The following is a 12,496-nucleotide window of genomic DNA, read 5'->3' on the forward strand; positions in this document are numbered from 1 at the left end:
CGCCTGTCATACTGAGACCACTCAGGAGGCGGGATGTCCAACCAGAACGGCAAAGAAGCACGAAAGATCATCATCAAACGTTTTGACGTTGTTGAAGGTGGTCATCACGGCGGGGCCTGGAAGATCGCCTACGCCGATTTCGTAACGGCCATGATGGCGTTCTTTCTGGTTATGTGGCTCATCAACGCCACGACGGAAGAGCAGCGGAAGGGTATCGCCAACTTCTTCAATCCGATGGCCGTCTGGAAAGATATGCCTCCCCCCGTCGATAATGTCCTGCCTGCGGCTCCGGAGCCCGTTTCCCTGGAAACAAAGGCCGTGGCCCTGAAACCGGGCAAAGACCAGTACGGGAAACCGGTTCAGGGAGGCGCTTCGGGTACACAGACGGCCAGGGACCAGAGCGCCTCCAGCACTCATACGGCCCAGATCGTTGTTCTGCATGACAGCCAGATCCAGCCAGGCGAACCGCCTGTTACGTCCTCTCCTCCGAGCCCGGATCAGAAGGCCGAACAGGCTGCCAGAGTGGCTGCGGCCCAGAAAATTCAGGCTCTGATCGGCACAACGCCGGAACTCGCCGACGTCCGCTCGCAGGTTTCGGTTACGGCGGGTGATGACGGTCTTCATATCCAGATTGCAGATTCCGAACATCAGCCGATGTTCGCGCTCGGTAAGTCTTCTCCTGATGCCCATGCGGTTCAGTTGATCAAGGCAATTGTGCCCTATCTCGAGAAACTGCACGGCAAGCTGTCCATCGCCGGTTACACGGACGCCGCGCCTTATCGTCCCGGACAGATGAGCAACTGGAGCCTGTCGAGTGCAAGGGCAGTCGCCGTGCGGGATCTGGTGGTTCAGAACGGCTTTCCGGATGGACGCCTGAAATCCGTCAGCGGATATGCCGACCGGAACCTGTTTGACCCCACTCAGCCTCTCAATCCCCGGAACCGTCGCATCGTGCTGGTTCTGTCGCCCGATATTTCTCAATAAATTCAGGTCAGTCAGGAAGTTTTCGGATGTTCATCATTATCGGTCTGGTTGTTGTTCTGGGCTGTGTTTTCGGATCGTTCGTAGCATCCGGCGGGGCCATTGGCCCTCTCGTCTCCTCAATGCCTTTCGAGCTTCTGACCATTCTGGGGGCTGCTGTCGGAACCTTTCTGATGGCCAACTCCATAGCCGCCGTGAAGCACCTGCCGGGTGGCCTGAAGAAGGCCATGAAGGGCTCGCAGTATGTCCGGTCAGACTATGTCGATCTTCTGAGTCTGTTGTTCCATATTTCGAAACTGGCCTCTTCCAAGGGGTTCATGGCGCTTGAATCCCATATCGAAGATCCACAGGGCAGCACGGTTTTTGGCGCTTTTCCGAAAATCCGGGACAATTCCCATGTCTGTTCGTTCATCTGTGACTATCTGCGTATGGCAGGCATGAATGCCACCGATCCGTATCAGATGGATGAGGTGATGGGGAATGAACTCAAAAAAAACATGCGGGAGGAAATGCACCTCTCCCACGCACTCCAGTCTATCGCTGATGCGCTGCCGGCACTTGGGATCGTGGCGGCGGTTCTTGGCGTGATCAAGACAATGGCCTCCATCAGCAAGCCTCCAATCATTCTGGGTGAAATGATTGCGGGCGCTCTGGTCGGAACATTCCTTGGTATTCTTCTAGCCTACGGAATTGTCGCGCCGATTGCCAGCCGACTGGGGGGCGTGGTGGAGGAAGAATCCTCTTATCTCGATCTCGTGCGATCCGTGATTGTGGCGCATCTTCAGGGGAATGCCCCTCAGGTCAGTGTCGAAATCGGTCGTAAAAGCATTCCCTCCGATCTGATGCCGAGCTTTCAGGAAGTAGAGGAAGCTGTCAGCGCAGCAGCTGTGGCCTGATTGTCCGGATGTCTTTACGATGCCGATATTGTCGGTATCGTAAAGGCGTTCCATGTCTCCTGTTCTTGCGAGAGTACTCTGTCTGTCTCTCTCCATCCTGCCGCTGGCAGCGTATGCGGGTCCATCTTCTCTTCCATCGCCTGCCGAGCTGAGTCAGACGGACGGTGCCACGGCGCTGAAATGGGTGAGGGCACAGAACGCCCACACAGAAGCGACGCTCACTTCTGATCCCCGCTACAAGCCTCTCTACCAGAAAATTCTGACGGCCCAGCAATCTCCGGCACGTCTTGCGCTCCCTACACAGCAGGGCGGGGAAATCTGGAACTTCTGGCAGGATGATCGTCATACACGCGGGATATGGCGCAGCACTTCGACATCCTCCTTCCAGTCCGGCCATCCGGAATGGAAGATGCGTTTCGACCTTGATGCGCTGGCACAGAATGAGCATGCCAACTGGGTCATGGAAGGTTTGTACTGTCTCAGCCCTCAGGAGCGGTTCTGTCTCATGTCGCTGTCACAGGCGGGGGAAGATGCTCATGTGGTCCGGGAATACGACACGCAGACAGATACTTTTGTAAAAGACGGCTTTGATCTGCCGTCTGGAAAACAGACAGCTATCTGGATTGACGCCAATACACTTCTGGTCTCGCGAGACTGGGGAGCGGGCAATGCCGGACTGACGCGTTCGGGCTATCCCTATTCGGTTCGGCTTCTGCGTCGTGGGCAGACACTGGATCAGGCTGCCGAAGTCTATCGTGGTCAGATCACGGATATGGATGTGGCGCCAGAGCGCCTGCGTGATGAAAAGGGCCGTGAACTCTTCCTGATCAGCCGTCATCGGGATTTCTTCCACACGGAAGTCAGTCTGTTCAATCCTGCAACGCAGACGCTGACCCGGCTGCCTCTGCCGGAAAAATATGACAGCCTGTCCTATCTGGATGGCCAACTGGTTCTGCATCTGTTGCAGGACTGGACACTGGCCGGTCAGACATTTCATGCAGACAGCATTGTTGCGCTCGACCTGAAAAATCCTGCGGCTCCCCGGACCATCCTCTCGCCGACATCCCGTCAGACGATCGGGGATGGCATGGGGGACGCGCTTGCGGTGACAAAAGATGGTCTGGTGGTTGTTGTGTACGACAACGTCCAGCCTGTCCTGAAGCTCTATCGTCATGGCGCGACCGGAGCATGGACCTCGCGGTCGATTTCCTTACCTGGGAATATGGCGGCTGAAATCGTTTCGTCAGATCCCGGACTGTCGCAGGCCTATCTCCAGCTTGAAGGCTTCATTCAGGCGCCACAGATCTGGAGCCTGAATACGACGGCCCAGACCGCTCAGCCTCTGTATCGCCAGCCCAATCTGTTCGATGCATCCAATCTGGCTGTCGAGCAGATGTCGGCCACCAGCGCGGATGGTACGGCCATTCCTTATTTCATTGTGCATGCCAAAGACTGGCGGAAGGATGGCGCCCGTCCGACGTTGATGACGGCTTATGGTGGGTTCGGGCTGTCCTATCTGCCGGTCTATCATCCCGATCTCGGGATTACATGGTTTGACCGGGGTGGCGTTTACGTCATGGCCAATATCCGTGGTGGCGGAGAATTCGGACCCGCATGGCATGATGTCGCGCGTCGGGAAGGGCGGCAGAAAGCCTATGACGATTTTGCGGCCGTTGCCCGGGATCTGACGGCACGCCATATCACATCGCCACGGCATCTGGGGCTGCGGGGACGGTCCAATGGCGGTCTGCTGGCGGGTGTGGAGTTCACCCAGCATCCGGAGCTGTGGAATGCTGCCATTATCGGCGTGCCGCTTCTGGACATGATGAATTACGAGCAGATGGCAGCGGGAGCGTCTTGGGCCGCCGAGTATGGCAGCGTCTCGGAGCCGGGGCCGCGTGCGTTCTGGGAGAAAATGTCGCCTTTGCAGAACCTGAAGGCGGGCGTGTCCTATCCGGAGCCGTTTATTTTCACCTCAACGCGTGATGACCGGGTCGGTCCGATCCATGCGCGTCGCTTCGCGGCCCGGCTGGAAAGCCTGAAACAACCCTTCCTGTATTATGAGGATGTGGAAGGCGGCCATGCCGGTACGGTCAATGCGGCCGAGGTCGCGCATGAGCGGGCTCTGGAAGCCATCTATCTCAGCCATCGACTGATGGACGCGCAGTAAGCCGTACTCATTCCCTGTCCGCAGATGGCGGGCAGGGGAGCAGGAGAACTTCGAGCACAAAAAAAGCCGCGCTCCCGAGTGAGGCGGCTTTTTTTCCGTTCGGAGGACGGGAAGGTTTAGAAGCCTTCACGCTCCAGACGCTTACGCTCCATCTTGCGGGCGCGACGAACAGCTTCAGCTGCTTCGCGGGCACGCTTTTCGGAGGGCTTTTCGAAGTGGCGACGCAGCTTCATTTCACGAAACACGCCTTCGCGCTGCATCTTCTTCTTGAGCGCCTTAAGCGCCTGGTCAACATTGTTGTCACGAACGAGAACCTGCACGGTGCCGTCAACTCCTTATGGGCCCGCTCTTCAGCGCCACCCGTGATATGGCAATCCAACTAAGGATGGTGCCCTTAACACATCTTTTGCGGGGAACGCAATTCATTCGGCCATGCTTGAATGGATTCTTCGCAAAGCGCACTCTGCGGCGTGCATTTGCGTTCCCCCGGATGCACAGCCCGTTGGAAGGAAGATGATTTCATGGCCCTGCTCAAGATTGCCCGGATGGGCAACCCCGTCCTGCATCAGGTGGCACGGGCCGTTTCTGACCCGAAAGCCCCGGAAATCCAGTCTCTCATCGCAGACATGATGGAAACGATGGCCGATGCGCGCGGGGCAGGACTGGCAGCGCCTCAGGTCCATCAGCCGCTGCGGATGTTCGTCTATCACGTTCCTGCAAGCCGTGTGGCGAATCCCAAGGAGGCATTGCTGCCCCGCGTTCTCATCAACCCCGAAATTGTGCCTCTTGGGGAAGAGATGATGATCTGCACCGAAGGGTGCCTGTCGATTCCGGGGCTGCGGGCGGACGTGCCGCGTTATGCAGCGGTGCGCTATTCCGGGCTGGATCAGGACGGGGTGCTCGTCGAAGGCGAGGCGACGGGGTTTCATGCCAATGTCCTGCAACATGAAAACGACCATCTGGACGGCATTCTCTATCCGCAGCGGATTACCGACTTCGATCGCTTTGGATATGTGGAGGAAGCTCTCCGGTGACAGCCAGGTCCATGGACATTCCATCCTCTGCGACGGCGCATCTTTATCTGCGGGAAGACCGTATCCGGCAGTCCTATGAGGCTATGATGCTGGCCTGGCGGACCCTGAATGCCGACTGCGAAATTCTTCTGCGCGAGAGAGGGCTGGGGCCGGCGCATCACCGCATTCTTTTTCTGACAGCCGCGCATCCGGGAATTACCCCGGGCGCGCTTCTGAACAGCCTCGGTATCACCAAACAGTCTCTTGGCCGCGCTCTGGGGGATCTTCGGGAGCGCAGGCTGCTTGTGCAGGAAGAAGACCGTCACGACCGCCGCAAACGTCCCCTGCGTCTGACGGAAACCGGGGAAGCCCTTGAACGCGAGCTTTTCCTTATGATCCGCGAAGTCATGACCAGAGCCTATCGTGAAGCAGGCATGACGGCCGTGGAAGGGTTTCGCCGTGTCCTCACGCCCCTGCAGGCACCAGTCGGAAATCCTGTCCCATGAGTGACGAGCATATTCTGGTCGTTGATGATGATCCGCGCCTTCTGCGGCTTCTCCAGCGTTATCTGTCCGAGAACGGCTATCGTGTGAGTACGGCCCTTGATGCTCTGGCGGCCCGCGACGTCCTGCAACGGATTCAGCCCGATGCACTCGTTCTCGACGTGACCATGCCGGGTGAGGACGGTCTGTCCCTGACCAACAGCCTGCGCAGGGATGGTCTGTCGCTTCCGATTCTGCTTCTGACGGCACGGGGAGAGCCTGCGGATCGGATCGGTGGCCTTGAAGCCGGTGCGGACGATTATCTGGGCAAGCCATTCGAACCGCGTGAGCTTCTGCTGCGTCTGCGGGCCCATCTTCGACGTGTGGTGCCCTCATTGCCAGTGGTGGACGAAGTTCCCGACATCCTGCGGCTGGGAGAGCTGGAATTCGATGTCAAACGCGGGCTCCTTAGTGGCCCTCAGGGAGCCGTGCATCTGACGGGAGGAGAATCCGCACTCTTGGGCGTTCTCACCAGCCAGCCCGGAACGGTTCTCTCGCGTGAAGCCATCGCCAGGGCGCTGGAGATGGACGAGATCGGCGAACGTGCCGTCGACGTTCAGGTCACGCGCCTGCGGCGGCGGATCGAGGTGGACCCCAAGGAACCCCGTTTCCTTCATACCGTGCGGGGCAAGGGCTATGTTCTCAAACCGGGACGCTGACCCGGCGCTCGAGCGGGACGATGCCTGGCAGAAGCTGGACCGTCCGTTAAGGCGTATCCTGCCGCGCTCCCTCATGGGGCGGTCGATGCTGATTGTGCTTATTCCCCTGCTGGTCACGCAGGCGATCGCGCTGGGCCTGTTTTACGGGACCTATCTGAACGTCGTCTCCCGCCGTCTGTCAGATGGCGTGACGGGGGAAATTTCGCTTGTCATTGCCATGATCGAGCACACTTCTTCCGGCGCGGAACGGGCGCTCATCCTTCAGGACGCGTCCTCACGGACCCAGCTGGGCTTTTCGTTCCATCCTGCCGAAACGCTCTCCCGGCACGGGACGAATCATGTTCTGGGTCCGATGGATGACGATTTCGCCCGTTCCATCCAGCAGACTCTCGGCAGCTCCTATGATGTGGACTGGTCTGGAGCGCCTCAGACCGTGCGCGCCTCGATCCAGTTGCCGCAGGGCGTGATGGTGGTCATGGTCCCGGCCAAACGCCTGAATATCGGGCCGATCTGGCTTTTCGTCGTCTGGGCTGTCAGCAGTTCCATTTTGCTGTTCCTGATCGCCGGGCTGTTCATGCGTAATCAGGTGCGCGCCATCCGTCGTCTGGGGCATGCTGCCGAACTGTTCGGGATGGGGCGGGATCAAGGACCGATCCGCCCTCAGGGCGCGCGGGAGGTACGGCAGGCCGCCGTTGCGTTCAATCGCATGCAGGCGCGGGTGAACCGCTTTGTGGCGCAACGTACGGCTGTTCTGGCCGGGGTCTCGCACGATCTGCGGACGCCCCTGACACGACTGCGTCTGACGGTTGCCATGATCCCCACCTTCGGCCCGATCCGTGCCGAAAGCCTCAAGCCAGATCTGGCGGATATGGTCACGGATATCGAGGACATGGAGCGCCTGATCGGCAGCTATCTGTCATTTGCGCGTGGAGAGGGGGCAGAAGATCCCGTCCTGACTGATCTGAGGGGGATGCTTGAGGATGTCGCGGCTGCCACGCTGCGGGCGGGCGGGCATGTGCTGGGGGTCGAAGGCCGGGAGGGCGTGGAAGCTGTGGTCCGGCCTGATGCTCTGCGGCGCGTTCTGACGAATCTGGCAGAAAATGCCCGCCGTCATGGAGGGGCGATGCGGTTTTCCCTGCGTGAAGGGACGCGGAATATCGAAATCGCTGTGGAGGATAACGGACCGGGCCTGTCCGCCAGCCGTCGTGCCGCCATTTCTGAACTCAATGGCACGAGTGGCAGCCAAGATGGACAAAGCGGGGGTCTGGGGCTGACGATCGTACGGGACATCATTCATGCCCATGGCGGGTCCATCCGCCTGATGGATAGCCCGCTGGGAGGTCTGGGCGTTCTGCTCAGCCTCCCGAAATAATCAGGCTTTCAGAAACTTAAGGCAGCGAGTTGCCGGCGCCGCCATTGCCGGTGCCCTGACCGCCCATCGGTCCGGTGCTTCCGCCGAACTGGCTGCTCATGCCGCTCATCGGGTTGTAGCGGCCGACATTGCCCAGCAGTTCCTGCAGGATGGACGAACTGGTGCCTGGCGTTGGTGTTTTCGCGCCCACCATGCCGACATACATCGCATTCTTCTTGTTGAGTGTGTCCACCTTGCGCAGGACGCCGCCATTATCGAAATTCAGGACGACAACCTCCTGTTTCTTGACGCTCGGGAAGGTCAGCGGCGTAGGCGACGTGATCATCGAGACGTAGATCCAGGTATTGTCGTCGAAGGTCGCATGCGCCGTCGGCGATCCCAGCAGATCGAGCACGTCCGTGCGTGTGCTCGTTCCGGGCACGAGCTGGGCATAGTCGGTCTTTTCGATCAGAGAGCCACGCGGCTCGGGAATCGGGGAAAAGAACGAGCATCCGCCGAGCAGCAGCGGAACGCATGCCACTCCGGCCTGTGCGAAACGGCGAAGGAAGCGTGTTCTGCTTTGGGGCGTCGGGGAAGATGCGTTATTCATGGATCCGGAAACTATCCTGTGCAAGAGAACCGCTTCACTGAGCGCGTGCCCGAATGGCGCCTGCATGTCAACGATTTCCCCCATATTCCGGGGGCTGGAGTGTCTGAATGTCCCATTCTCCTGAATTTTCCCGACGCATCCCTTTCAACCGGCTGGGATCGGGGCTGGACGAGACGATCGAGGCCTCACCTGCCGAGCGTGCGGCCCTTGCAGTCCGTCTGGGACTCCCTGAAATCGAAGCGCTGACCTGTCGCTTTCGTCTGACGCCCGCAGACAACCGGAGCGTTCTGGCAGAAGGCCACCTTGCGGCGAAAGTCACGCAGACCTGCGTCATCACGTCCGAACCTTTCAAGGATGTTCTGGCCGAGACTTTTTTCCTGCGGTTCATCCCCCTGGAGGACATGCCCGAGGACGAATTCGACATTGATTCCATTGATCTGGATGGTCCTGACGAGGTTCCGCATGATGGAAAGGCCCTTGATATCGGTGAAGCCACAGCGGAACAGCTTGCCCTGATGCTGGACCCCTATCCGCGCAAACCCGGCGTCGGTCTGGAAAATGCGGTTGACGTGGCGCCCGCAGAAGGGGAAGAAGGGGCTGAGTTGTCTGGCGAAGGGCCGGATGGTCCACGCCGTCCCAATCCGTTTTCAGCACTTTCCGCGCTGAAAAGCGGGGACAGGAAAGAATAAAATCCCACGTCTGACTTGCGGGTTTCCTCAGGCTCTGCTAGAGCCGCCCGCCTGAACTCGACGTAAATACGAGACGACGAACAACAGGGCACCGGATGCCGCGGGGAGCGGAGCAGGGGTGCCGACACAGAAGCAGAAAGAGGCATAAAAGCCATGGCCGTCCCTAAAAGAAAGACTACGCCGTCCCGTCGTGGCATGCGTCGCAGCCACGATGCCCTGACCGTCGAGGCTCACGCAGAGTGCTCGAACTGTGGCGAACTGAAGCGTCCGCATCACGTCTGCAGCCACTGCGGTCACTATGACGGCCGTGAAGTGGTCGCTGCTGGAAACAGCGGCAAGGGCCTGAAGACCGCCGTCCGCGCCTGATCCCTACCTGCGGGTCCGTCATCTCTCAGGAGTGCGGCTCCGCATCTGTGATGCTGTCCGGGAAACTGTCTCAATGACCAAAGCGCCTGTCACGCCCGAACGTGACATCGCGGCCTCCGGGCCTTATGCCCTCGCCGTCGATGCAATGGGTGGTGACAGGGCCCCGGATATCGTCCTTGCCGGACTTGATCTGGCTGCCGACCGGCACCCGAAGGCCCGTATTCTCCTGATCGGAGATGAAACCCTTCTCAGGGCCGCTCTGGCCACACATCCCAAAGCTGCAGGCCTGTGTGATATCCGTCACTCAGAAGCCAGTATCCCTATGGATATGAAGCCGACGTCCGCTTTGCGCGTTCGGGGCTCTTCCATGCGCATGGCTATGGAAGCGGTCGCCGCAGGTGAAGCTCGCGGTGTTGTTTCTGCAGGCAACAGCGGTGCCATGCTGGCTCTTGCGAAAATCATCGTCAAAGCCCTGCCGGGGATTTCCCGGCCTGCCATGGCCGCGGTTCAGCCGTCGGCCCGTGGTGATGTCGTGATGCTTGATCTGGGTGCGAACATTGCCTGCGATGCGCGCAATCTGGTCGAATTTGCGATTATGGGCGAAGCTTTCGCTCAGGCCGCGCTCGGTCTTCCGTCTCCGACCATCGGCCTTCTGAATGTCGGTTCAGAAGAGCTGAAGGGAGACGATCGGCTGCGGCAGGCTTCTGAACGTCTGAGAGAAAGCCCTCTGGCGCCACAGTTTCATGGCTTTGTCGAAGGACATGACATTACAGCCGGAACAACCGACGTGATCGTGACGGACGGTTTTACCGGCAATATTGCGCTGAAAACCGGCGAAGGTGCACTGAAACTTGCCTTCGGACTCCTGCGGCGCGTTTTTGAAACCAATCTGCTGACCCGCCTTGGATATCTTCTGGTCAAACCGGGACTGGAGCGGATGCGGGAATGGATTGACCCGCGTCGCTACAACGGGGCCCTGTTTGTCGGTCTGAACGGAATTGTCGTAAAATCACATGGTGGAGCGGACGGTGAAAGCTTTGCCGCAGCCGTAGATGTTGCCATGGATGCCGTCACGCACCACCTGAACGACAAGATCCGTGATCGTCTGGAGCAGCTTGGGATGGGAACGTCCGAGCCAACTGAGACCGTATCAACCAGGGCTGTTCCCGAACCTGTGAGCTGAAAAATTATGTCCGATCCCATTCGTGTCCGCCTGACGGGTGTTGGGGGCTATCTGCCGCGCGACGTCGTGACCAATGACGACCTTGCCCTGAAATACGGCATCGAGACTTCGGACGAATGGATCAGGACCCGAACTGGCATTGCCCAGCGGCATATCGCTTCCGGTGACGAAACCACGGCCAGCATGGCTGCCAAGGCTGCCCGGCAGGCTCTGGACTACGCAGGCGTCGATGCTTCCGAGGTCGATGCGGTTCTGGTCGCCACGGCTACTCCGGATCAGGTTTTCCCCGCCGTGGCAGTGCAGGTTCAGGCTCTCCTGGGCATGACGACAGGTTTTGGCTTCGACCTCAGCGCCGCGTGCTCGGGTTTTGTCTATGCTCTGGCGACAGCCCGGGCGTTGATGCAGGCTGGTCAGGCGCAAAAGATTCTTGTCATCGGAAGTGAGGTTTTCTCGCGCCTGTTGGACTGGACGGACCGCTCCACCTGCGTCCTTTTCGGGGATGGTGCGGGCGCGGTACTGCTGGAAGCCAGCAGTGAGGGCGAGGAGGGTATCCTCTCCACCCATCTGCACTCCGATGGCCGGACGGGCGATATTCTTTATGTGGACGGTGCTGCGGGATGTGCGTCAGCAACGCAGCAGTTGCGGATGCAAGGACGCGAGGTGTTCCGCCACGCCGTGGTCAAGCTCTCGCAGGCCGTGGATGAGGCGCTGGCGGCCAATGGTCTGACCGGTCAGGATATCCAGTGGATGGTACCGCATCAGGCCAATCTGCGGATTATCGAGGGTATGGCGAAGAAGCTGGCACTGCCGTCGGATCGGGTCGTGGTGACGGTGGACCGTCATGCCAACACCTCTGCGGCGTCCATTCCGCTGGCCCTGAATGAGGCTGTGCGGGACGGCCGGATTCGCAAGGGAGATCTGGTCCTGATGGAGGCGCTGGGTGGCGGACTGACATGGGGGTCCGCTCTCGTCCGGATGTAGGCCCGTGCCCCATTCGGGGCTGGTTAATGATTGATTCCTTTGACTGTTATGTGCGTCATGATACGCAAGTGACATGAGCACAGTCACGCGCGCGAATCTTGTTGAGCATCTCTATAGCCGTGTTGGTCTTTCCCGACACGACTCCTCCATGATTCTCGAGAGCCTTCTGGGCGTGATCTCCGATCGCCTCGAAGCAGGCGAGTCCGTGAAGCTGAGCGGATTCGGAACGTTCTCCGTCCGCCAGAAGGGAGAGCGCATCGGACGCAATCCCAAGACTGGTGTGGAGGTTCCTATCCTTCCCAGAGCCGTATTGGTGTTCAGACCTTCCCAATTGCTGAGGGATCGGATGAACGGTTCCGAGAATGCCGTTACCGAGGCATTGTTCCATGACAGATAAGTCCATATCCGAGGCCAATGCGTTGCCGCCGAATGACGATTTCCCGACAGGTCTGGAAAAGGTTAGAAAGGCCCCGGATGCCTATCGGACCATCAGCGAAGTTGCCGAGGAACTGCATATTCCCCAGCATCGCCTGCGGTCATGGGAGACCATCTATCCGGGCGTAAAGCCGTTTCGCGGGGAAAGTGGACGGCGCTATTACAGTCCCGAGCATATCGAGACGCTTCGGTTGATTTCGGACCTTCTTTATGTGCAGGGCTACAAGGGGCAGGGGGTTCTGCGCGTGTTGCGGGAACGTCGTGCTCAGAAGGCGCGGGCGGGTCAGAAAGCCATTGCAGAGATCGTTCCGGAAACGCTGCCTGAGATTTCAGCCGAGGTTGTGGAGCCGGTGTTTGCTCCGGCGGTGACTGCTGTTGCGCTGGTTGAGGAAGATCAGTCATTTGCGGAGACGCCGCTGGTTGCAGACATTGTCGGCGATGAAGACTTTAATGCTGCTCCCGCAATCCATCCTGACGACGAGGTTACTTTTCCGGAACGTCCAGCCGAAGCTCACGATGTTATCGTAGCCGAGGCGCTTGACCTCCCGGAAGAAAATGAGATCGCCGAAGCCGAAGCCGAAGCCGAAGCCGAAGCCGAAGCCGAAGCCGAAGCCGAAGCC

At 59.2% G+C, this 12,496-nt stretch carries 15 protein-coding genes; 13 read left to right on the forward strand and 2 right to left on the reverse strand.

Features of this window, described 5'->3' with window-relative positions; genetic code table 11:
• Positions 1–33 precede the first annotated feature (33 nt).
• The 3 genes from HK22_RS12045 to HK22_RS12055 are packed head-to-tail and all read left to right on the forward strand — an operon-like array spanning position 34 to position 4,047.
• Positions 34–984 (forward strand): flagellar motor protein MotB, encoded by a 951-nt coding sequence (locus tag HK22_RS12045; protein WP_086649428.1) that lies wholly within the window; start codon positions 34–36, stop codon positions 982–984.
• Between the two features lie 26 nt (positions 985–1,010).
• A complete protein-coding gene (gene motA, locus HK22_RS12050; RefSeq protein WP_062027286.1) occupies positions 1,011–1,877 on the forward strand; it encodes a flagellar motor stator protein MotA in 867 nt (288 codons plus the stop codon).
• Positions 1,878–1,929: 52 nt separating this feature from the next.
• Positions 1,930–4,047 carry a prolyl oligopeptidase family protein gene (locus HK22_RS12055; RefSeq protein WP_086649429.1) on the forward strand — a complete coding sequence of 706 codons (2,118 nt, stop codon included), beginning with the start codon at positions 1,930–1,932 and terminating at the stop codon, positions 4,045–4,047.
• Positions 4,048–4,163: 116 nt separating this feature from the next.
• On the opposite strand, the gene rpsU is transcribed toward HK22_RS12055, so the two are convergent.
• Complete coding sequence (rpsU, locus tag HK22_RS12060) at positions 4,164–4,367, reverse strand: 30S ribosomal protein S21 (RefSeq protein ID WP_011251722.1); 204 nt, start codon at positions 4,365–4,367, stop codon at positions 4,164–4,166.
• Between the two features lie 201 nt (positions 4,368–4,568).
• On the opposite strand from rpsU, the gene def reads away from it, so the two are divergent.
• The 4 genes from def to HK22_RS12080 are packed head-to-tail and all read left to right on the forward strand — an operon-like array spanning position 4,569 to position 7,633.
• Positions 4,569–5,081 carry a peptide deformylase gene (def, locus tag HK22_RS12065; RefSeq protein ID WP_086649430.1) on the forward strand — a complete coding sequence of 171 codons (513 nt, stop codon included), beginning with the start codon at positions 4,569–4,571 and terminating at the stop codon, positions 5,079–5,081.
• Complete coding sequence (locus HK22_RS12070; RefSeq protein ID WP_062109638.1) at positions 5,078–5,566, forward strand: MarR family winged helix-turn-helix transcriptional regulator; 489 nt, start codon at positions 5,078–5,080, stop codon at positions 5,564–5,566. Before def ends, HK22_RS12070 begins: the two co-directional genes overlap by 4 nt.
• A complete protein-coding gene (locus HK22_RS12075; protein WP_062027279.1) occupies positions 5,563–6,261 on the forward strand; it encodes a response regulator in 699 nt (232 codons plus the stop codon). The genes HK22_RS12070 and HK22_RS12075 overlap by 4 nt, the downstream gene beginning before the upstream one ends.
• Positions 6,239–7,633, forward strand: coding sequence for an ATP-binding protein (locus tag HK22_RS12080; RefSeq protein ID WP_086649431.1), 1,395 nt, complete (start codon positions 6,239–6,241; stop codon positions 7,631–7,633). The genes HK22_RS12075 and HK22_RS12080 overlap by 23 nt, the downstream gene beginning before the upstream one ends.
• A 16-nt stretch (positions 7,634–7,649) precedes the next feature.
• Here the strand turns inward: HK22_RS12080 and HK22_RS12085 are convergent, their stop codons facing one another.
• Complete coding sequence (locus HK22_RS12085) at positions 7,650–8,222, reverse strand: outer membrane protein assembly factor BamE (protein ID WP_062109799.1); 573 nt, start codon at positions 8,220–8,222, stop codon at positions 7,650–7,652.
• A gap of 107 nt (positions 8,223–8,329) precedes the next feature.
• Here HK22_RS12085 and HK22_RS12090 point away from each other — a divergent pair, with 107 nt between their 5' ends.
• From HK22_RS12090 to HK22_RS15220, 6 genes are all read left to right on the forward strand, one after another.
• A complete protein-coding gene (locus HK22_RS12090; protein ID WP_086649432.1) occupies positions 8,330–8,911 on the forward strand; it encodes a DUF177 domain-containing protein in 582 nt (193 codons plus the stop codon).
• 153 nt (positions 8,912–9,064) lie between these two features.
• Positions 9,065–9,277 (forward strand): 50S ribosomal protein L32, encoded by a 213-nt coding sequence (gene rpmF, locus HK22_RS12095; protein ID WP_062026921.1) that lies wholly within the window; start codon positions 9,065–9,067, stop codon positions 9,275–9,277.
• Between the two features lie 73 nt (positions 9,278–9,350).
• On the forward strand, positions 9,351–10,460 hold the full coding sequence (plsX, locus tag HK22_RS12100; RefSeq protein WP_086649433.1) for a phosphate acyltransferase PlsX: 1,110 nt from the start codon (positions 9,351–9,353) through the stop codon (positions 10,458–10,460).
• A gap of 6 nt (positions 10,461–10,466) precedes the next feature.
• Positions 10,467–11,441 carry a beta-ketoacyl-ACP synthase III gene (locus HK22_RS12105; protein WP_086649434.1) on the forward strand — a complete coding sequence of 325 codons (975 nt, stop codon included), beginning with the start codon at positions 10,467–10,469 and terminating at the stop codon, positions 11,439–11,441.
• A gap of 73 nt (positions 11,442–11,514) precedes the next feature.
• Positions 11,515–11,838: an integration host factor subunit alpha gene (locus HK22_RS12110; protein WP_086649435.1), complete on the forward strand. Its 324-nt coding sequence runs from the start codon at positions 11,515–11,517 to the stop codon at positions 11,836–11,838.
• The coding region (locus HK22_RS15220; RefSeq protein WP_198945549.1) for a MerR family transcriptional regulator at positions 11,828–12,496 on the forward strand (669 nt) is incomplete at its 3' end. The genes HK22_RS12110 and HK22_RS15220, both read left to right, overlap by 11 nt.

The sequence above is a fragment of the Gluconobacter sp. DsW_056 genome, assembly GCF_002153595.1.
GTDB lineage: Bacteria > Pseudomonadota > Alphaproteobacteria > Acetobacterales > Acetobacteraceae > Gluconobacter > Gluconobacter albidus.